19 protein-coding genes are annotated in these 20,906 nt (G+C 57.5%); 7 read left to right on the forward strand and 12 right to left on the reverse strand.

Annotation, left to right across the window (positions count from 1 at the left end; translation table 11 throughout):
- Window positions 1-62: 62 nt before the first annotated feature.
- The gene (locus ABLV30_RS21300; protein WP_004848179.1) at window positions 63-704 is read right to left on the reverse strand and encodes a hydrolase; all 642 of its coding nucleotides are present in this window, start codon (window positions 702-704) and stop codon (window positions 63-65) included.
- Between the two features lie 290 nt (window positions 705-994).
- Here ABLV30_RS21300 and ABLV30_RS21305 point away from each other — a divergent pair, with 290 nt between their 5' ends.
- Window positions 995-1,897, forward strand: coding sequence for a LysR family transcriptional regulator (locus tag ABLV30_RS21305; protein WP_014228151.1), 903 nt, complete (start codon window positions 995-997; stop codon window positions 1,895-1,897).
- Here the strand turns inward: ABLV30_RS21305 and malZ are convergent.
- From malZ to phoB, 5 genes are all read right to left on the reverse strand, one after another.
- On the reverse strand, window positions 1,894-3,711 hold the full coding sequence (gene malZ / locus ABLV30_RS21310; protein WP_025107190.1) for a maltodextrin glucosidase: 1,818 nt from the start codon (window positions 3,709-3,711) through the stop codon (window positions 1,894-1,896). The genes ABLV30_RS21305 and malZ overlap by 4 nt on opposite strands.
- Before the next feature lie 153 nt (window positions 3,712-3,864).
- The gene (proY, locus tag ABLV30_RS21315; protein ID WP_122116967.1) at window positions 3,865-5,235 is read right to left on the reverse strand and encodes a proline-specific permease ProY; all 1,371 of its coding nucleotides are present in this window, start codon (window positions 5,233-5,235) and stop codon (window positions 3,865-3,867) included.
- 123 nt (window positions 5,236-5,358) lie between these two features.
- A complete protein-coding gene (brnQ, locus tag ABLV30_RS21320) occupies window positions 5,359-6,678 on the reverse strand; it encodes a branched-chain amino acid transporter carrier protein BrnQ (protein ID WP_025107191.1) in 1,320 nt (439 codons plus the stop codon).
- A 418-nt stretch (window positions 6,679-7,096) separates the two neighbouring features.
- Window positions 7,097-8,386: a phosphate regulon sensor histidine kinase PhoR gene (gene phoR, locus ABLV30_RS21325; RefSeq protein WP_004848171.1), complete on the reverse strand. Its 1,290-nt coding sequence runs from the start codon at window positions 8,384-8,386 to the stop codon at window positions 7,097-7,099.
- Between the two features lie 21 nt (window positions 8,387-8,407).
- Complete coding sequence (phoB, locus tag ABLV30_RS21330; protein ID WP_265800644.1) at window positions 8,408-9,097, reverse strand: phosphate response regulator transcription factor PhoB; 690 nt, start codon at window positions 9,095-9,097, stop codon at window positions 8,408-8,410.
- 278 nt (window positions 9,098-9,375) lie between these two features.
- On the opposite strand from phoB, the gene sbcD reads away from it, so the two are divergent.
- The 3 genes from sbcD (at window position 9,376) to ABLV30_RS21345 (ending at window position 14,361) form a co-directional block, all read left to right on the forward strand.
- A complete protein-coding gene (gene sbcD / locus ABLV30_RS21335) occupies window positions 9,376-10,578 on the forward strand; it encodes an exonuclease subunit SbcD (RefSeq protein WP_014228147.1) in 1,203 nt (400 codons plus the stop codon).
- Entirely contained in the window at window positions 10,575-13,709 is a 3,135-nt protein-coding gene (gene sbcC, locus ABLV30_RS21340; RefSeq protein WP_265800646.1) for an exonuclease subunit SbcC, read from the forward strand. Before sbcD ends, sbcC begins: the two co-directional genes overlap by 4 nt.
- A gap of 289 nt (window positions 13,710-13,998) precedes the next feature.
- The gene (locus tag ABLV30_RS21345; RefSeq protein ID WP_025107193.1) at window positions 13,999-14,361 is read left to right on the forward strand and encodes an NUDIX hydrolase; all 363 of its coding nucleotides are present in this window, start codon (window positions 13,999-14,001) and stop codon (window positions 14,359-14,361) included.
- Between the two features lie 47 nt (window positions 14,362-14,408).
- Here ABLV30_RS21345 and mak read toward each other — a convergent pair whose 3' ends face one another.
- Window positions 14,409-15,314: a fructokinase gene (gene mak, locus ABLV30_RS21350; protein WP_025107194.1), complete on the reverse strand. Its 906-nt coding sequence runs from the start codon at window positions 15,312-15,314 to the stop codon at window positions 14,409-14,411.
- Window positions 15,315-15,404: 90 nt separating this feature from the next.
- Here mak and rdgC point away from each other — a divergent pair, with 90 nt between their 5' ends.
- Window positions 15,405-16,316, forward strand: coding sequence for a recombination-associated protein RdgC (gene rdgC, locus ABLV30_RS21355; protein WP_004848166.1), 912 nt, complete (start codon window positions 15,405-15,407; stop codon window positions 16,314-16,316).
- Between the two features lie 42 nt (window positions 16,317-16,358).
- On the opposite strand, the gene ppnP is transcribed toward rdgC, so the two are convergent.
- From ppnP to aroL, 4 genes are all read right to left on the reverse strand, one after another.
- Window positions 16,359-16,643: a pyrimidine/purine nucleoside phosphorylase gene (ppnP, locus tag ABLV30_RS21360; protein ID WP_004099395.1), complete on the reverse strand. Its 285-nt coding sequence runs from the start codon at window positions 16,641-16,643 to the stop codon at window positions 16,359-16,361.
- A gap of 87 nt (window positions 16,644-16,730) precedes the next feature.
- A complete protein-coding gene (locus ABLV30_RS21365; RefSeq protein WP_165795123.1) occupies window positions 16,731-17,411 on the reverse strand; it encodes an AroM family protein in 681 nt (226 codons plus the stop codon).
- 252 nt (window positions 17,412-17,663) lie between these two features.
- On the reverse strand, window positions 17,664-17,855 hold the full coding sequence (locus ABLV30_RS21370) for a YaiA family protein (RefSeq protein ID WP_004129622.1): 192 nt from the start codon (window positions 17,853-17,855) through the stop codon (window positions 17,664-17,666).
- Window positions 17,856-17,926: 71 nt separating this feature from the next.
- Window positions 17,927-18,454 carry a shikimate kinase AroL gene (aroL, locus tag ABLV30_RS21375; RefSeq protein WP_004848163.1) on the reverse strand — a complete coding sequence of 176 codons (528 nt, stop codon included), beginning with the start codon at window positions 18,452-18,454 and terminating at the stop codon, window positions 17,927-17,929.
- 334 nt (window positions 18,455-18,788) lie between these two features.
- On the opposite strand from aroL, the gene ABLV30_RS21380 reads away from it, so the two are divergent.
- On the forward strand, window positions 18,789-19,487 hold the full coding sequence (locus ABLV30_RS21380) for a DUF2076 domain-containing protein (RefSeq protein WP_048261381.1): 699 nt from the start codon (window positions 18,789-18,791) through the stop codon (window positions 19,485-19,487).
- On the opposite strand, the gene ABLV30_RS21385 is transcribed toward ABLV30_RS21380, so the two are convergent.
- Window positions 19,484-19,942, reverse strand: a complete 459-nt coding sequence (locus ABLV30_RS21385) for a YaiI/YqxD family protein (protein ID WP_009653579.1) — start codon at window positions 19,940-19,942, stop codon at window positions 19,484-19,486. The genes ABLV30_RS21380 and ABLV30_RS21385 overlap by 4 nt on opposite strands.
- A gap of 116 nt (window positions 19,943-20,058) precedes the next feature.
- Here ABLV30_RS21385 and proC point away from each other — a divergent pair, with 116 nt between their 5' ends.
- Window positions 20,059-20,868: a pyrroline-5-carboxylate reductase gene (gene proC, locus ABLV30_RS21390; RefSeq protein ID WP_102803661.1), complete on the forward strand. Its 810-nt coding sequence runs from the start codon at window positions 20,059-20,061 to the stop codon at window positions 20,866-20,868.
- The last annotated feature ends 38 nt before the right edge of the window (window positions 20,869-20,906 follow it).

Genomic DNA, 20,906 nt, shown 5'->3' on the forward strand with positions numbered 1-20,906 from the left:
AGTCAGTGACCGGGGCGGGCAAACGAAGCCAACAAAGAGGCAGCTTGAAGGATGAAGTGTATTTAAGCTTTACGCTCTGGCGCACCGTGCACCATGGTATAAGCGTAATCCACGCCCATCCCGTAGGCGCCGCTGTGCTCGCGCACCAGGTCCATCACCGCGTCATACGTCTCTTTACGCGACCAGTCGCGCTGGTACTCCAGCAGCACCTGCTGCCAGGTTACCGGCACCGCGCCGGCCTGCACCATACGGTCAATGGAGCGTTCGTGGGCATCAACCGAGGTGCCGCCGGAGGTATCGGTCACTACGTAAACTTCATAGCCCGCATCCAGCGCCATCAGCGCCGGGAAAGTCAGGCAGACTTCCGTCCACAGTGCGGAAATAATCAGTTTCTTGCGTCCGGTCGCCTTTACCGCTTCAACAAAAGCCGCGTCTTCCCAGGAATTCATTGAGGTACGTTCAATAGGTTTCACATCAGGATGTACGGCCAGCAGTTCCGGCCAGATATAGCCGCTGAAGCTTTTGGTTTCTACTGAGGTATAAATCACCGGAACATTAAAAATTTTGCCCGCTTTGGCTAAGGCCACCGTATTATTTTTCAGGGTCTGACGGTCAATATTGGCCACGCCAAAAGACATTTGCGGCTGGTGGTCAATAAAAATAAGCGCTGAGTTTGAGGGATCGATCAGTTCACGAATAGACATAACATATCCTGTTAATCAATGAGTTAAAAAGATACTACCGTTTCCGTTGTGCTGTCTGGATCCTGACTGATAAAGCATGGTGAGTATAGTCAGTAATTTCTAACGAGTTATTAAAGATTTTTTTCTGATTTATTTCCAAAGCGAAAGTTATGACTATTCGATTAACCATTACAAGATGGGCGAAATTATGTTTATCAAATTTTTACGGTTAACCGTTCTAAATTATTCACTGGAATTGAACAGGGCGCTCCGGTAAAACGGGGGCACTCTTTTTTACCGGAAGCTGACGCATGCGCCTGAACCTTGATGTCCTGTTGATTCTCGACGCGCTGGACAAACATGGCTCTTTTGCCACCGCCGCAGAATCGCTATTTAAAACCCCTGCCGCGCTGAGCTACATGATTCAAAAGCTGGAAAACGATCTGAATATCACTCTATTGGATCGCTCCGGGCACCGGGCAAAATTTACCGATACGGGCAGAATGATGCTGGAGAAAGGCCGATTGCTGCTGAATGCCGCCAAAGATCTGGAAAAGCAGGCGGTGCAGCTCAGCGCCGGTTGGGAACGGGATCTGGCAATCGCCCTGGATGACTCTTTCCCGTTTAGCGCGCTGCTGCCGCTGATCGACGCGTTCTACGCCCAGCATCCGCAAACCCGCCTTAACTTTACCCACCATACTCTTGCGGGCTCGTGGGAAGAGCTCACCCACAACGGCGCGGATATTATTCTCGGGGCGATCAATGAACCGCCGACCTCCGCCGAATGGTCGTGGAAAATGCTCGGCGCCATGGACAATATTTTCGTCATCGCGCCAGGGCATCCGCTGGCGGAAACAACCCAACCGCTGACCAATAAGCAGCTCAGCCTGCATCGCGCGGTGGTTATCAGCGACAGCGCCCGCTACTGCCATCCGCTCAACAGCAACCTGCTCGACGAGCAGCCGCAAATCCGCGTCGATGATTTCGCCAGTAAAGTCGAACTCTTGCGCGCCGGGCTGGGCTGCGGCTTTTTACCGCGCCACATTGCCCGGCCGTGGCTGGAAAAAGGCGAGCTGGTCGAAAAGGCCGTCATCTCCTGCCGCGAGAAAGATATCACCTATATGGCCTGGCGCAGCGGCAACGACGGGCTGGCCCAGCGCTGGTGGCGCGAGGCCATTTTGCAAAGTGAAAGCCTGAGCCAGCTCTACGACTAGCGGCTAAACCAGACGCTGGCGGAGATCGCCGGTAGCGTCAGCACGCCGTCGTGTAGCGCCCCGGCGCCCTCTTTCAGCTGCCAGCCGTTGACGTCGAGCAGCGGCGAATCCTCCACCACCACCTCGCAGGCTTCGCCGCGGTTGATCGCCACCAGCACGCGCTGCTGCTTATAGACGCGCACGAACACCACCACGTTATCTTCGGCATAAATCACCTGACAGCCGCCGTAGCGCAGCGCCTGATTGGCCTTACGCAGCTTGCTCATCCGCTTGTACAGTTCAAGCAGAGCGCCATCCTGCAAAGCCGGATCCCACGGGAACGGCTTACGGCAGAACGGATCGTTATTGCCATCCACGCCCACTTCATCGCCGTAGTAAATGCACGGCACGCCCGGCCAGCTAAATAGCCACACCACCGCCAGCGGCAGGCGGGCAACATCTTTGCCGAGCAGAGACTTAAAGCGCGCGGTATCGTGGCTATCCAGCTGGTTAAACATCCGCAGCTGCTGCTGGTGCGACAGTCCGGCACGATAGTTATCCATCCACGCCATACAGGTCTGCGCATCGATTTTCTGAGGATCGTAGGAGATATCGGTGTTCGCGAGAAAGCCCCACAGCGGAAAGGTAAAGCCGCGGTAGTTCATCGCCGAGTCTTCAACGTCGGCCTGTAGCCACTGGCGCGCGTCGCCGAAATGCTCACCGAACACGAAAGCGTCCGGCCGCTCCAGCTTCGCCGCCTGGGTAATGCCGGCGATATGGCGCAGGTTATTGCGCGCCCCGCCCTCTTCGCCCAGCATATGCACCACATCCAGGCGCCAGCCGTCCATGCTCCATGGCGCTTTCAGCCAGTGGCGCACGATACTATCTTCCCCGCCATAGATTTCATCGATCAGCGTCGACGACCGGTAGTCCAGCTTAGGCAAGCTGGCGTATCCCAACCAGTCGTGGGCAACGCCCTCGGGGGAAAAATTATACCAGTCACGCCACGGCGAATCGGCGTTATGGCAGGCGCCGCCGCTACCGCGCTGGTGGCGGTCGAACCAGGCATGCGAATCGCCGCTATGGTTGAACACGCCATCGAGGATCAGACGCATTCCCTCTTTTTGCGTATGGTGGCGCAGGCGCAGCAGCGCCGCATCGCCGCCAAACTGCGGATCAACGCGACGATAATCCTCGGTATCATATTTATGCACGCTGGGGGCGACAAATACCGGATTCAGGTACAGCGCCGTTACGCCAAGCTGCTTCAGGTACGGCAGCCGCTCGCTGATACCATCGAGATCGCCGCCGTAAAAGGTGGAGCCGCCCGCCTCGGCGGTTAGCGGTTCATCCCACGCTTTGCGTACGATGTCGTGACCGGCGGCGTGATGGTAATAAATCGCATCCTGTCCCGCTTCGCGAGACTCGCTGCGGGCAAAACGGTCAGGGAAGATTTGATAAAATACCTGATCGGCTACCCACTGCGGTCCGCTGTCCGGCAGATCGACCGCAAACTGCTCCAGCCTCGCTGGCGGAAAGCGGTTGAACCCCTGCGGCGTGAACCACAGCTGGCGGTCGGCCCACAGCAGCTTGAAGCTGTAGCGGCGACGCGGCTGCCCGTTAACGAGGCTGATTTCCCCGCGCCACGCCACCACGCCCGGATGCGGCTCCTGCCGCAGGCGGTGCATCGGCAGCGACAGCTCTTCGTTATCCTCTTCCGCGCGCAGCGTGACCCGCGGCGGCAGATCGTCGCCGCTTAACCATAGCGTAATAATCAGTCGTTCCTGCTGTTCCTTAATAAACGGAGCAACCGGGAGGTGCCATGCCTTCAACATCATTATTCCTCTCTTTGCAGAATGGGCACACCTTGCCACAGCGTACTGGCGTATGACTCATCATCGGCAGAATTATTGGGGGAGGATGGCGGGGGTGGAGGGATAGCTTGCCGGATAGCCCGTGCGTATCCGGCAAGAAGAGAACGAAAATGACTAGGCTTTCGCCAGTTTTCGCTCGCGGCGGGTTTTAAACTGCCAGCCAATCAGCAGCAGGAGAATCCACGCAAAGCCAACGTACAGCGAGATGCGGGTATCAGGATGGTAGCCGATCAGACCGATAATAAAGACCAGGAACAGCAGGCCAATCACCGTGGTCGCGACACCGCCAGGCACCCTGAACTTAAGCGCCTTCGCCTCTTCCGGCGGCAGACGGCGGCGGAAGGCGATCTGCGACAGCAGGATCATAATCCACACCCAGACGGTGGCGAAAGTGGCCAGCGAGGCGATCACCAGGAAAACGTTCTCCGGCATAATATAGTTAAGATAGACCGCGAACAGCAGCGCGATGGTCATCACCATCACCGTCACCCACGGCACCCCGCGACGGGAGGTTTTCGCGAACATTTTCGGCGCGCTGCCCTGCTCCGCCATGCCGTGCAGCATACGCCCCACGCCAAAGACGTCGGAGTTAATGGCCGACAGCGAAGCGGTCAGCACCACAAAGTTCAGGATGCTGGCGGCAAAAGTGATGCCGAGATGCTGGAAGGTTAAGACGAACGGGCTGCCGTTGGTCCCGACCTGGTTCCACGGATAGATAGACATAATCACAAACAGCGTCCCGACGTAAAACACCAGGATACGCATCGGCACCGAGTTAATGGCGCGCGGAATGGATTTCTCCGGATCTTTCGCTTCGCCGGCGGTGATACCGATGATTTCGATCCCACCGTAGGCGAACATTACCATCTGCAGCGACATCACCATCCCCAGCCAGCCGTTGCTGAAGAAGCCGCCGTTGCTCCAGAGGTTGTGGATACCCGTCGGCTGCCCGCCGTTGCCAATCCCCCAGATAATGATGCCGAAACCGGCGAGGATCATGATGATAATCGTGGCGACTTTGAAGAAGGAGAACCAGAACTCCAGCTCGCCGAAGACCTTCACGCTCATCAGGTTGACGGCGCAGATAATCAGCACCACGCTGAGTACCCAAATCCAGTGCGGTACCGCCGGGAACCAGACGCCCATATAGATACCGAAGGCCGTGACGTCGGCGATGGCGACAATCAGAATTTCGAAACAGTAGGTCCAGCCGGTGATATAGCCCGCCAGCGGGCCAAGATAATCCTGCGCGTAGCGCGAGAATGAACTGGCGGCCGGGTTATGCACCGACATCTCGCCCAGCGCGCGCATGATAATGTAGGCCGCGACGCCGCCGATAATATAAGCCAACAGAACGCTCGGACCCGCCATTTTAATCGCGTCAGCCGAACCATAGAAAAGGCCGGTACCGATTGCCGACCCCAGCGCCATAAAGCGAATATGCCGGGTACTTAGCCCGCGCTTAAGCTTGTTACTACTTTCCATCGTGTTCCATGCCGTTTTTCTCCTCTGGCCTTCGCGAGGGCAAAGAACAAAGGAGGGTGACCAAAAAAACAAAAAACCACGGGACCTGAAGTCCCGTGGTTAAACACCTGTGTAAAGCGTCGGTTAGTGCGCGCTGGATGTCACCTGACGTCCCGCTGCGCGATCCCAGATAACCGCCAGCACCACCATAACGGCGGTTGGCATCAGCCAGGCCAGGCCCTGCTCCGCCAGCGGCAGACGCGCGGTCCAGGACGGCATCATCTCTGCAAACGCCGACGCTTTAATGCCGTCAATGATACCAAACATCAGGCTGATAAACATTGCCGGGGCGATAACGCGGGACGAATTATGCCACCAACCGCGGGTAAAGCTTAATACAACCAGTGCGATACACGGCGGATAGATAGCCGTCAGCACCGGAATCGAAATCTGAATCAGGTGGCTCAGGCCGAGGTTGGAGACCGCCATCGAAAACAGGCCGAGGATAAACACCAGCGTACGGTAGGAGAACGGCAGGTACTGGGCAAAGAACTCCGCGCAGGCGCAGGTCAAGCCCACCGCCGTCACCAGACAGGCGATAAAGATCAGCGCCGCCAGCAGGAAGCTTCCCGCGCCGCCGAAGGTGTGCTGGACGTAAGCATGCAGAATCGCCGCGCCGTTAGCGGACTGCTCCACCAGCGTGCCGCTATCGGAACCTAAACGGAACAGCGCCAGGTACAGCAGCGTCAGGCCCACGCCGGCCATCAGGCCAGCCCAGACGGTGTAGCGGGTCAGCAGGCGGGCTTCGGTGACGCCGCGAGAACGCGCGGCGTTAACAATCACGATACCAAAGACCATTGCCCCGAGGGTGTCCATGGTCAGATAGCCGTTGACGAAGCCGTTAGAGAACGGCGCGGTGCGGTAGGCTTCCATCGCGTGGCTCAGCGGACCGGCAGGCCAGACGATTGCCGCCACGGCGAGAATAATCAGGGCGATAATTTTCAGCGGCGCGAGGAAATTCCCCACGGTGTCCAGCAGCTTGCCCGGGTAGAGCGAAACGAGGATCACCAGCGCAAAATAGATAATGCTGTAAATCAGCAGCGGCAGCGGGCCGTCGCCGGTCAGCGGCGCAATCCCCACCTCAAAAGAGACGGTCGCGGTACGCGGGGTCGCGAACAGCGGCCCTACGGCCAGATAGCAGACGACCGCCAGCAGGATACCGGCGACTTTACCAATCGGCGTGCTCAGGCTCTCTACGCCGCCGCCGACTTTTGCCAGCGCCACGACCGTTAGCACCGGCAGACCCACGGCGGTAATCAGAAAGCCAATGGCCGCGCTCCAGACGTGTTCGCCGGCCTGTAAGCCAACCATTGGGGGGAAGATAATATTGCCTGCGCCGACAAACAGCGCGAAGGTCATAAAGCCCAACGCTATGATGTCGCGAGATTTTAACTGATGGGTCATAAATTCATTACAGCCTGTGGATGTGGTGTTGTAAAAACGGATAAATACCGCGCCTTTCCCCTGGGGATGATACAGCGGCCATTGTCAGTAAACTCAGCGGGATATGCTCCCAAAGCGGCGTGGAAAAGAATTGTTTTTTGAATTACCACGCAAAAACAGTCTGTCTGCGACCGTAGGGGGGCAATTTAAACGCTTATAACGTTTTAAAGCAAGGAGGGATCGCAAAAGCAGATGATTATGCTAACTCTATTTTGATGCGTAGAATTATTTACCTGATGGATAGAAAACATCTGGCTTATCATGCGAACAAAAAAGCAGCGAGCGTTCGTTAATTACGCAGCTGTGATTGCGCTGCAAAGGAAAATGACCAGCCGAAGCTGGTCATTGGCAAGTTATTCTGACACCCGGCCGCTCGGGCTCAATTTTTGGCAATTAAACGTTCCGGTAACAGGAAGCTAAAGCGGGTGCCTTTCCCCAGCGTACTCTCAATTTCGAGGCGGCTATCGTGATGGCTGACGGCGTGTTTGACGATCGCCAGCCCCAGACCGCTGCCGCCGGTCTGTCTTGAACGCGCTTTATCCACCCGGTAGAAACGCTCGGTCAGACGCGGAATATGTTCCGGCGCGATGCCCGGCCCGTTATCTTCGACGCTGAACAACGCTCCGTGCGGCGCGCGCTGCCAGCTTACGGTAATGTCCGTTCCCGGCGGCGTATGGTTGACCGCGTTATAGACCAGGTTGGAAATGGCGCTGCGCAGCTGTTCTTCATTACCCAGTACTTTCAGCGATTCATCGACCGAAAAATGCAGCACCTGCCTCTGCTGGCTTAGCGTTTGCGCCTCGCGCTCGACCACCCGCAGCATCATCGGCACATCGATTTTATCGTTCATCGCCAGTACCGGCGCGGCTTCGATTCGCGACAGCGTCAGCAGTTGCTTAACCAGGCCTTCCATGCGCTGGGTTTGTTCACGCATGGTGTGCAATGCTTTTTCGCGCGTTCCCCCTTCCAGCACCTGCTCCTGCATCATCTCCAGATACCCCTGCAGCACCGTCAACGGCGTACGCAGTTCGTGGCTGACGTTGGCGAAAAAGTTTCGCCGCGCCCCTTCCAGCTGGTGCATCTGCGTGACATCGCGCGCCACCATCAGCAGCTGTTTATCGCTATAGGGCATCACGCGAATTTCAAGATGACGGCCGTTATTCAGCACCAGATTGAGCGGTTTGGAAAAATCGCGGTATTTCAGATAATTGGCAAATTCAGGGTAGCGCAAGAGGTTAAGGATGTTCTGCCCGTTATCGTCAGGCCAGCGCAGATTCAGGATCTGCTGGGCCAGACCGTTGCACCAGAACATCACCCCTTCTTCGGTGGTCAGCACCACCGCATCCGGCAGAGACTCCGCCCCGCTGCGAAAGCGCTTAATCAGGCTTCCCAGCTCACGGCGGCGCTTTTTATTACGCATCTGCATCTGGTGCAGTCCGTAAAGCAGCGGCTCCCAGCTGCCGCTGCCCGGCGGCGGCGTCATGCTGCGATCAACCCACAGCCACCACGACAGGCGCATCAGATTCCAGAAATGCCAGACAAGAAGACCGGTCACTGCCGCCAATAAAAACCACGGCAGGTAACCTAAAAACGCCCCGAGGATCAGGGCCGGGATACAACACAAGAAAAGCTCAAGCGCCAGCCTTTTCCATGACAGCCGTTCCAGCACGGTTCACACTCCTGTCAGCATTCAGAAACGGGCGGAGAAACGATATCCCGTACCGCGAACCGTTTGTACCATCCGGTCATGGCCGCTATGTTCCAGCGCTTTGCGCAGACGGCGAATATGCACGTCTACCGTTCTGTCTTCGACATAAACGTTGGTTCCCCAGACGTGATTCAGCAGCTGTTCGCGGCTATAGACTCGCTCCGGGTGCGTCATGAAGAAGTGGAGTAATTTAAACTCCGTAGGCCCCATATCCAGCGGATTTTCGCCGGTCATGACGCGATGCGAAGAGGGGTCGAGGCTCAGCCCCTGCATTTCAATCACCTCCTCCACCGCCATCGGCGAAATGCGCCGCATCACGGCTTTAATTCGCGCCACCAGCTCTTTCGGGGAAAACGGCTTAGTGATGTAGTCATCGGCGCCGGTCTCCAGGCCGCGGACGCGATCTTCCTCTTCGCCGCGGGCGGTCAGCATCACCACCGGAATATCACGGGTCATCGCTTCACGCTTGAGCTGTTTAATAAACTGCAGACCCGACCCGCCCGGCAGCATCCAGTCAAGGAGGATCAAATCAGGCCAGGGTTCATTGAGCTGATCGACCGCGCTGTCAAAATCTTCCGCCTCGACGGGCTGAAAGCCGTTTTGCTCCAGAACAAAGCAAACCATTTCGCGGATTGGAGCTTCATCTTCAACGACCAGAATTCTTCTCGCCATTATTTACCCTGTATTTTTTAGCCATCAGTATAGAAGTGCGCGGCCATTATGCGTCAGATTTATGACAGATTTATGAAAAAAATGACCGCCAGATGAACGCGGATTTCGAATTGTGACACGGACTTAACTCACCCAAAAGCAGCGTTATCCCCTCAATAATTCAGGTTTCACTCCCCACAAGTACAGGTAACCAGGTGGCTGGACGTAGCCAACGCATAAGCAACTTGAAGGATGACGGGTATATAATGCCGCTTACGCTTTTTCTCCAGGGAACAACTATGCGCATCCTTCACACCTCTGACTGGCACCTTGGGCAAAATTTTTACAGCAAAAGTCGCGCCGCCGAACATCAGGCGTTTCTCGACTGGCTGCTGGCCAGCGCGCAGGAACATGATGTCGATGCCATTATTGTTGCGGGCGATATTTTTGATACCGGCTCACCGCCGAGCTACGCGCGCGAGCTGTATAACCGCTTTGTCGTTCAGCTGCAGCAGACCCGCTGCCGGCTGGTGGTGCTGGCGGGAAACCACGATTCGGTTGCCACCCTCAACGAGTCGCGAGACATTCTCGCCTTCCTGAATACGACGGTGGTGGCCAATGCCGGCCACGCCCCTTTTATCCTGCCGCTGCGCGACGGTACGCCGGGGGCGATTTTTTGTCCGGTACCGTTCCTGCGCCCGCGTGAGCTGGTGACCAGCCAGGCCGGGCACTCTGGCGGCGAAAAGCAGCAGCTGCTGCTCAGCGCCATCAGCGACTACTACCAGCAGCAGTACCAGCTGGCCTGCGAACTGCGCGGCGACCGGGCGCTGCCGATTATCGCCAGCGGCCATTTAACCACCGTCGGCGCCAGCAAAAGCGACGCGGTTCGCGAAATCTATATCGGTACGCTGGACGCCTTCCCGGCGAGCCGTTTTCCGCCCGCCGACTATATCGCGCTCGGCCACATTCACCGGGCGCAGGTGGTCGGCGGCTGCGAACATATCCGCTACAGCGGTTCGCCCATCCCGCTGAGCTTTGACGAAACCGGGAAAAATAAGAGCGTCAATCTGGTCACTTTCGCTAACGGCTGCCTGACGGACGTCACGCCGCTTATCGTCCCCGTCACCCAGCCGCTGGCGGTCCTGAAGGGCGATTTCGCCAGCATTAGCGCACAGCTAAACCAATGGCAGAATAACGACCAGCAGCCCTCAGCGTGGCTGGATATCGAAGTCACCAGCGACGAATATATGCATGATATCCAACGTAAAATCCAGGCGCAGACCGAAACGCTGCCGGTAGAAGTGCTGCTGGTGCGCCGCAGCCGCGCCCAGCGCGATCGCATTCTGGCCGGCGCTCAGCGCGAGACCCTCAGCGAACTGCAGGTGGAGGACGTCTTCGCCCGCCGTCTGGCGCTGGAAACGCTGGAAGCAACGCAGCAGCAGCGCCTGGAACAGCTCTTTAATGAAACGCTGCATAGTCTGAACGGTGAGGATCGCCTGTGAAAATACTCAGCTTACGCCTGAAAAACCTCAACTCACTCAAAGGCGAATGGAAAATTGATTTCACCGCTGAGCCCTTCGCCAGCAACGGACTGTTCGCGATTACCGGGCCAACCGGCGCCGGAAAAACCACCCTGCTGGATGCAATCTGTCTGGCGCTGTATCACGAAACCCCGCGCCTGAGCAGCGTGTCGCAATCGCAGAACGATCTGATGACCCGCGACACCGCCGAATGCCTGGCGGAAGTGGAGTTTGAGGTAAAAGGCATCGCCTACCGCGCCTTCTGGAGCCAGAACCGGGCGCGAAACCAGCCGGACGGCAACCTGCAGGTTCCGCGCGTCGAGCTGGCGCGCTGCGAGGACGGCAAGATCCTCGCCGATAAGGTCAAAGATAAGCTGGAACTGACCGCCTCGCTCACCGGCCTGGACTATGGCCGCTTCACCCGCTCGATGCTGCTGTCGCAGGGGCAGTTCGCCGCCTTCCTGAATGCGAAACCGAAAGAGCGCGCCGAGCTGCTGGAGGAGCTGACCGGCACCGAGATTTACGGCCAGATTTCGGCACAGGTCTTTGAAAAGCATAAGCAGGCCCGCGTCGAGCTGGAGAAAATTCAGGCCCAGGCCTCCGGCGTGCTGCTGCTGAGCGACGAACAGCAGCAGGCGCTCCAACAAAGTTTGCAAGCGCTTACTGATGAAGAAAAACAGCAGGTTAGCGAACAAACCCGCCTGCAAAATGCCCGTCAGTGGCTGGTACGCGGCGCAGAGCTGACGGCAGAAGATCGGCAGGCTCAAACCGCGCTACGCGAAGCGCAGGCTGCGCTGGAGCAGGCGCAACCGCAGCTTACCGTATTGCTGAATGCCCAGCCCGCGGAGCAGCTACGCCCGCAGTGGACGCGTCAACAGGAGCAAATCACCGCGCTGGCGCAAACCCGCAATCTGAGAGAAGAAGTAAATACTCGCTTACATGAACGACTGCGGCTGCGGGCGGGGATTCGCCTCGCCGCCCGGCAGCAATCTGAACGCCTGCAGAACCACCAGCAAACGCTCGCCGCATGGCTAAAAGAGCACGACCGCTACCAGCGATGGGGCAATGCGCTGGCGGGCTGGCGGGCCGCTTTCCAGCAGCAGGCCCGCGATACGCAGCAGCAAGCCGCTCTGCAGCAGCGTCTGGCGGAAACCAGCCGCCGGCTGGGCGAACTGCCGCCCGACGGGCTGGCGCTGGATGCTGAGCAGGTCAGCGCCAGCCTCGCGCAGCACGCCGCGGCGCGCGCTCTGCGCCAGCAGCTCGCGGCCCTGCATGGCCAGCTGCAGCCGCTGAGCCAGCGTTTATCCCAGCTTCATGCCGCCGGGCAGGCCAGTAAGCAGGAGCAGGAGCGGCTGGAAACCACCCTGGCCCAGCGCCGTCAGGCCTATAAAGAGAAAAATCAGCAGTTTAGCGATGTCAAAGCCCTGTGCGAAATGGAAGCGCGCATTGCCGGCCTGGAGGCCGAGCGAGCCCGCCTGCAGCCCGGTTCCCCCTGTCCGCTCTGCGGTTCCGCGCAGCATCCGGCCGTCGCCGAGTATCAGGCGCTGGTTCCCGGCGTAAATCAGGCGCGGCGCGATGCGCTTGAGCGCGAAGTCAAACAGCTGGCGGAGGCCGGCGCCCTGGTGCGCGGCGAGCTGGACGCCCTGCTTAAGCAGCAGCAAAAAGAGGCCACCGAGAAAGCATCGCTTCTGCAGCAGGAGCAAGCGCTTACCTCACGCTGGCAGGCGACGATCGCCGGATTAAATATCGACCTGACGCCAAAGGATGACATTCCCGGCTGGCTAAACGCGCAGCAGGAGCATGAACAGCGGCTGTATCAGCATCAGCAGCGTCTGGCCTGGCAGGCCCAGCAGCAGGAGTGCCAGCAGCAGCTCCAGCAGCTCCAGCAGGAACAAGCGCAGCGCAGCGCCGCGCTGGCGGCTGAACTGGCCGCATTTGCGCTGAATTTACCGGCAGCAGAGCAGGCCGCAGGCTGGCTGGCGCAGCGGGAAGACGAGACCCGCGGCTGGCAGGCCAAACAGAACGAACTGATCGCCCTGCAGGAACAGCTTCAGCAGTTGACCCCGCTGCTGGAGTCCTTGCCGGAAACGGACTTAGCGGCGGAACCCGCGCCGCTGGACGGCTGGCGCCAGGTGCACGACGACTGCCTCGCGCTTCAGAGCCAGTGGCAAACCCTGGGGCAGCAGGAGAGCCAGCAGCAGGCTCAGTTGAAAGAGAGCGAAGCGCAGTTCAGCGCGGCGCTGGCCGCCAGCCCGTTCGCTGACCAGCAGGCGTTTCTCGCCGCGCTGCTCGATGAGGAGACGCGCCGGCGCCTTGAACGCCTGAAGCAGACGCTGGAAAGTACGCTACAGCAGAATCAGGCGCTGGCGATGCGGGCCCGCGAGGCGCTGGATAGCCACCGCCAGCAGCCGCCGGCGGAAACGGATATCAGCCAGCCTCTTGAGCGGGTACAGGAACAGCTTCAGCAGCTGACGACGCTGCTGCGGGAAAACAGCGCCCGTCAGGGAGAGATTCGCCAGCAGCTGAAGCAGAATGCAGAAAACCAGCAGCGTCAGCAGTCGTTACGCCAGCAGATGGAACGCGCTGCGCAGGAAGTGGAAGACTGGGGATGGCTGAACGCGCTTATCGGCTCCAGAGAGGGCGATAAATTCCGTAAGTTTGCGCAAGGCCTGACGCTGGATAACCTGGTGTGGCTGGCCAACCATCAGCTCAACCGCCTGCACGGCCGCTATCTGCTGCAACGCAAAGCCAGCGACGCCCTGGAGCTGGAAGTGGTCGATACCTGGCAGGCGGACGCGGTGCGCGACACCCGGACGCTGTCCGGCGGCGAGAGCTTCCTCGTGAGCCTCGCGCTGGCGCTGGCGCTCTCCGATCTGGTGAGCCATAAAACGCGGATAGACTCGCTGTTTCTCGATGAGGGCTTCGGCACTCTGGACAGCGAAACCCTGGATACCGCGCTGGATGCGCTGGACGCGCTCAACGCCAGCGGCAAGATTATCGGCGTCATCAGCCACGTTGAGGCGATGAAAGAGCGCATTCCTGTGCAAATTAAAGTTAAAAAAATCAACGGGCTGGGCTATAGCCGTCTCGATAAAGCTTTCGCCGTCGAATAAATTTCCCCCTCCGCACCTGTCTTCAAGCCTCTCCCCCACGGGAGAGGTCGCGCCGTTGCCCGGGCTCAGCATTCACGATAAATCTTGATATTGCACGAATTTGCATGATAAGTTTAAACTCATTGCTTTAACGATGAGCCTCAGGCGAAATCATGCATAAAATTCGTGATTATTATTTTAACCACATCATTTCGTGCAAAAACGTGCATTCATAACTTTTTCTGAGGGCGTGCTGCTGCCTCCGGCAGCATCGTCCCATCCCCTCTGGCCCATTAAGAAGGTCTTAACCATGAAAAGCTTACTTATTTTGATTGCCGGCCCGGTACGCAGCGGCACCCACAATCGCGCGGAACTTATCGACGCTAACCTGAACAATATGGCCCAGGTTGCGCTACGCGTTTACCAGAAAGGGCATATCCCCGTGGTCGGCGAATGGCTGGCTCTGCCCATCGCCAAAGCTGCGGGTTCAACGGAAATTGGCGATGCGATTAGCGAGGAATATCTCTATCCGGTCGCTCACCGTGTCATTAGCCGCTGCGACGCTATATTGCGCATGCCGGGCGAATCCCGGGGAGCGGATCTGGATATTGAGGAGGGCAAAAAAAGGGGGCTGCCGATTTACTACAGCCTGGAGGAGATCCCGGACCGGTAATCCGCGGGGTACCCGCTGCGCCGTTCAGGCCGCGCAGCGGTTGATGATTACAGCGGCCACAGCCAGGCCGCGCCGCGCACGCCGCTGGAGTCCCCGTGCGCCGCCCGGCGAATCGGCGTCTCGCATTCACCGCCGAATACCCATGGTTTTAGCAGATTCGGCACCGTCTGGTAGAGACGGTCAACGTTGCTCATTCCGCCGCCAAGCACAATAACGTCCGGATCGAGGATGTTAACCACGTGAGCCAACGACTTCGCCAGCCGCAGCTCATAGCGGCTCAGCGCCAGCTCCGCCACCGGATCCCGCTCGCCCACGCGCTGCATAATCTCGCTGCCTTTTAGCGAATGACCGCTTAACCGCCGATAATCGGTCGCAAAGCCGGTACCGGAGATAAAGGTTTCAATACAGCCCTGCTTGCCGCAGTAGCACGGTACTTCAGCGCGATAGCGAAGTTCATCTTCATCCATCCACGGCAGCGGGTTGTGCCCCCACTCGCCCGCCGTACCGTTGCCGCCAATATGGGCGCGTCCGTTAAGGGCCACGCCTGAACCGCAGCCGGTGCCGATAATCACCGCAAATACCGTTTGCGCCCCGGCCGCCGCGCCGTCTACCGCTTCCGACACCGCGAGGCAGTTGGCATCGTTGGCCAGACGCACTTCCCGTTGCAGACGCTGGCTAAGGTCTTTATCAAACGGCTGACCGTTGAGCCAGGTTGAGTTAGCGTTTTTGACCACGCCGGTATAGGGCGAAATCGACCCGGGGATGCCGATGCCGACCGTGCCGCTCTGCCCGGTAGCCTGCTCGGCCATCTCGACCAGCGAGGCTATCGTCTCTATCGTCTGGCGATAATCACCCCCTGGCGTAGGCAGGCGATGACGAAATAGCTGCGCTCCCTGGTCGCTCAGCGCGATGACTTCCGTTTTGGTTCCGCCTAAATCAATGCCAATGCGCACTGTGAATTCCTCTCCCGATTAACAATGCAAGCATAGCGACAATTCGCTATCATGCCCGCTGGATTTAACGACTAAGCCGTGGAAATTATCATGCTGTGGTTCAAAAATTTAATGGTTTATCGTCTCAGCCGCGACATTTCCCTGCGCGCCGAGGAGATGGAAAAACAGCTGGCCGAGCTGACCTTTACCCCTTGCGGCAGCCAGGATATGGCCAAAACCGGTTGGGTACCGCCGATGGGATCGCACAGCGATGCGCTGACGCATACGGCAAATGGCCAGATCGTTATCTGCGCGCGTAAAGAAGAGAAGATCCTGCCGTCTCCGGTGATCAAACAGGCGCTGGAAGCAAAGATCTTCAAGCTGGAAGCCGAGCAGGGCCGTAAGCTGAAAAAAACCGAAAAAGATTCTCTGAAAGATGAAGTGCTGCATTCCCTGCTGCCGCGCGCCTTCAGCCGCTTCAGCCAGACCATGATGTGGATCGATACCGTCAACGGACTGATCATGGTGGACTGCGCCAGCGCCAAAAAAGCGGAAGATACGCTGGCGCTGCTGCGTAAAACCCTAGGCTCGCTGCCGGTTGTTCCGCTGGCGCTGGAAACCCCGATCGAACTGACGCTGACCGAGTGGGTGCGTTCCGGTACCGTGGCTCAGGGCTTCCAGCTGCTGGATGAAGCCGAGCTGAAAGCGATGCTGGAAGACGGCGGCGTGATCCGCGCGAAAAAACAGGATCTGGTGAGCGACGAGATCGCCGTGCACATTGAAGCCGGTAAGGTCGTCACCAAGCTGGCGCTCGACTGGCAGCAGCGCATTCAGTTCTTAATGTGCGATGATGGTTCGATTAAACGCCTGAAGTTCTGCGACGAACTGCGCGATCGGAATGAAGATATCGATCGGGAAGATTTCGCCCAGCGTTTTGACGCGGACTTTATTCTGATGACCGGCGAGCTGGCCGCGCTGATTCAGAATCTGGTGGAAGGGTTAGGCGGCGAAGCGCAGCGCTAATCTCGTGAATTCCTTCCTGCCAGCGCAGGAAGGAAACGAACATTACAGGTAGCGGCACAGATAAGAGGTCGGCTCAGCCACCTGCAGATTAAACTCGCTATTCCCCGGAACGTTGAATACTTCCCCGGCGGCATAGACTTTCCACTCGGTCTCTCCCGGCAAAAGTACGTTCAGCGCGCCGCTGACTACGGTCATCTCTTCCGGCTGCGCGGTACCAAAGGTATATTCCCCTTCCGCCATCACGCCCACGCTCGCACGACCGGTGCTGCTGCTGGTGAAGCCGATTGATTTTACTTTTCCGTCAAAGTATTCATTGCTTTGAAGCATAAACTCGCCCTTATGATCTTGTGTTGAAGGCACAATATAGGGGGCGCTCCTTGCCCCTGTCACGTAAAATTAACGCGTTACATCAGGTTAAACTAATAGTTCTGCCGCCAGCCGTGAAACCAGCACATTTGACAACAGAACCGGAATATCCAGCGCCTTTTGTAATATGTCGCGATGCTGCTGGTGGTAGCAAAGGCAATCCAGCATTAATACGTCTGCGCCCTGTTCAATCAACTCCCTGCCCGCGGCGATTAACTCCTCTTTACCGCCGCTCACCGGATTGGAAATGGCGTAAAACGGAGTATTTTCTAATACCTGCCATTTATTCCGCTGCAGCGGCAAAATCTCTTCAACCGGAACAATCACCCCCACCTGATGGCCGTCGACAATCGACGCGACCAGCGGCGGAATAATTCTTTGCGGCTCAAGCAGGATCGCATTATTCGCCGTAAATCCGCTAAAGGGATGAGTGCTCATGAGTAAAATAAGGTCGTAATTTTGTTTATCGAGCATCGCAATGACGCTACGTAAATCACGCTCAACCTTCTGCCGTGAGACCTGCGCAATTTGATTATCGTTAAGCAAGGTCAATAGCATCTCATCGCCGGGCTCTATGCTGTAGTCCCGCATAACGTCTTCGCGCGTCATTTTGCCGAGCAGGCTAATGTGGGCGATCTCGTCTTCCCTGATATGTTCAGTTAAAAGCGGCAGCATCTCCGCCACGGGTACGACCCCAATGGTCAAGATTGCCATCGATGCACTACTCATATCGTTTACCTTTTCACAACCGCTGTTTCAAAACAGGCTTTTATTTACAACTTCTGCCCCCTGGTGACCCAAAGCAACCGTCGAGAAGCGTAGCAGGTTACGGCTGATATGGAATGTAAAGATTCCAGAAGCGTCAAAAACGCTCCTGAAAATCCGTACCTTAGGTAATCATTAGTACCGTTAATAGATTAAAAATGTGATACATGTCCGGTAGCGATCTTTTCAGAACGAATCCCGGACATTTAAGAGGAATTAAGACTTATCAGGATCTTCGTAACGCCGTTTGGCGTCCAGCGCTTCCTGTTCTGTAGGATGTTCGCTGATGAGTGAGTTTGGCGTCGGGTGATCGGCGCGCAGTTCATACCAGGTGACCGTTTGGCCCTGCGGGCCCTTTTCAACGGCGACAACACGCGCTTCCCTTGGATATGGAGGTCTGGTCGGCATAGCGTTTCCTTTTTTTACCTTAAGAGCTTTAAAGTATAGGCGCTGCCGATCCGTTTACCCCAGGCAAAGTCTTAACTGGTATAGGTCTCGCCGCAGACGGTGGTCATAATCTGTTCTACGACCTCATCCGGCGTGGCGGTCGCATTAATAATATGATGCGCGGCCGCGCGATACAGCGCTTCCCTCTGCGCCAGCACCTCACCCACTTCATCGCGGATGGGCTTTCCGGTCAGCGTCGGGCGCTGTTCCGCCTTCGGATAGGCTTCAAGGCGGTCAATCAGCGCGGAAACCGAGGCTTCGAGATAGATAACGATGCCATTTTCCCGCATAAACTGTCGGTTGTATTCGCTGAGGATAATGCCGCCGCCGGTGGCGATGATCGTCGCGGGTTGAGCGACGCGTTCTAAAGCCTGCGTTTCCAGCGCACGAAAGCGTTCCCAGCCTTCCTGCTGGACGATAGCCGCTACCGTGCGCTGCTCATGCTCCTGCAGCTCATGGTCCGTGTCGGCGAACTTAAAGCTGCGAGCTTTCGCCAGCGCGTGTCCGATGGTCGTTTTACCGCAGCCGCGAGGCCCGACAAGAAATATTAGCTGTGTCATTACCGAAGACCCCTTGGTTCCGCATTTTGCGGATAAATGAAAGCGAAAAGAGAAACAATGGTACCGCAAACTTACCCGACGCAAATCGTAAAATAAACGTTACACACCATCTGCAAACCCTTTTACCTTAGTATTAGAAAGGACATTTAATGTAAACTTATCATTGCATTTGGTGTTATGCCAGCTTTACTTTTGTACAGAAGTTATTTTTTGTTCGCAGTCTGGCGTAAACAGTAACACATTTCTGCACAGCTTTACGCTGCCGCATATTTACAAGATGCGTGCTTCGGAGCGAATCTGAAGCTAATCAATCAGTATGACAGAGGTATGTAGTATGCAATCTGAAGAGCAACGCCTTATCGATGGACTGTTTTCCCGATTAAAAGAGGCCGAGAGCCACAGCGCATCACGGGATACCAGCGCTGAGGAGCGGATTGCCGGGCACATTAAAGAGCAGCCGTTCGCCCCTTACTATATGGCGCAAACGATTCTGATTCAGGAAGCGGCGATCAAACAGCTCAACGACCGCATTCAGGCGCTGGAGAGCCAGGTGACCCAGCTTCAGGCCGCGAAGCCGAGCAGCGGCGGGTTTCTCTCAGGCCTGTTTGGCGGCGGTCAGTCGCGCGGTTCCGACCCGATTCCTGGCGCCGAGCAGTATGGCCGACCGCAGGCCGGCGCCCAGCCTCAGTATGCTCCGCAGGCGCAGCAGCAGAACTACGCCCCTCAGGCGTCGCGCAGCGGCGGCGGTTTTATGGCCGGCGCGCTGCAAACGGCGGCAGGCGTCGCGGGCGGCGTGGTGCTGGGAAACATGTTGACCAATATGTTTAGCGGCTCGCATCCGCAGGAGATCGTCAATATCATCGAAGAGAAACCGCAGCCGGATCTCAGCCAGGCGCAGGACAATAGCGTCGCTGACGATACCTTCCGCCAGGATGACGGGCAGTTCCTCGCCGACAACAACGATTATGACGCCGACTTTGACGCCGGTTTCGGCAATGATGATTTCGGCAGCGACGACGACAGCTGGGTTTAACCCTGCTGGCGCTTAACGTCTAACAGCCATTTCTCCAGCGCGGCGGCAAACTGCTGCCGATCGCGCTGGGATAAGCTATCCGGGCCGCCGGTCTGCACGCCGCTGGCCCGCATCGTTTCCATAAAGTCGCGCATCGTCAGGCGTTCGCGAATGGTCGCCTCGCTGTAGCGTTCACCGCGTGGATTCAGCGCCGCCCCGCCTTTCTCCAGCACTTCCGCCGCCAGCGGGATATCGGCGGTAATCACCAGATCTCCCGGCTCGCATAAACGTACGATTTCGTTATCCGCCACGTCAAACCCCTGCGCCACGCGCAGCGTGCGGATAAAGCGCGACGGCGGGACGCGCAGAGGCTGGTTAGCAACCAGCGTCAGCGAGATTTGCGCGCGCTCGGCGGCGCGGAACAAAATATCTTTAATGACGTTCGGACACGCGTCCGCATCAACCCAAATAGCCATTGCGGCTCCTGTCGATGAAAAAGAGATGCCGTATTGTCGCCTGCTTTTGCCTTCCGCGAAAGCAACAAGATGTTAAGCTATATCGCTAACGATAAAACAAACAAAGGGGATTGGTGATGGAGAAGAAAATCGGCTTTATCGGCTGCGGCAACATGGGCAAGGCCATCCTGGGCGGCCTGATCGCCAGCGGGCAGGTGCAGCCGGGTCAAATCTGGGTCTATACCCCGTCGCCGGAAAAAGTGGCGGCCCTGCACGACCAATACGGCATTAATGCGGCGCAAAGCGCGCAGGAAGTGGCTCAGGTGGCGGATATCGTTTTTGGCGCCGTAAAGCCGGGCGTGATGGTAAAAGTGCTCAGCGACGTCGCCTCCAGCCTGAATAAAGACTCTCTGGTGGTTTCTATCGCCGCGGGCGTGACGCTCGACCAGCTGGCGCGCGCCTTAGGCCATGACCGCAAAATAGTCCGCGCGATGCCCAACACGCCTTCGCTGGTCAACGCGGGGATGACGTCGGTCACGCCGAATGCGCTGGTCAGCGCCGAAGAAACCGCGGAGATCCTGACCATATTCCGCTGCTTTGGTCAGGCGGAAATCATTGCTGAGCCGATGATTCATCCGGTGGTCGGCGTCAGCGGCTCCGCGCCGGCTTACGTCTTTATGTTTATCGAAGCGATGGCCGACGCCGCTGTGCTTGGCGGAATGCCCCGCGCGCAGGCTTATAAATTCGCGGCGCAGGCGGTGATGGGCTCGGCCAAAATGGTACTCGAAAGCGGCGAGCATCCGGGAACGCTGAAGGATATGGTGTGTTCGCCCGGCGGCACCACCATCGAAGCCGTGCGCGTGCTGGAAGAGAAAGGCTTCCGTTCCGCCGTCATCGAAGCGATGGTGAAATGCATGGAGAAATCAGAGAAGCTGAGCCGTTCCTGATTGCAATAGCGAATAGCGGGTGAGGTTTCCCTCACCCG

It is taken from the genome of Klebsiella sp. CN_Kp113 (genome assembly GCF_040064585.1).
GTDB lineage: Bacteria > Pseudomonadota > Gammaproteobacteria > Enterobacterales > Enterobacteriaceae > Klebsiella > Klebsiella michiganensis.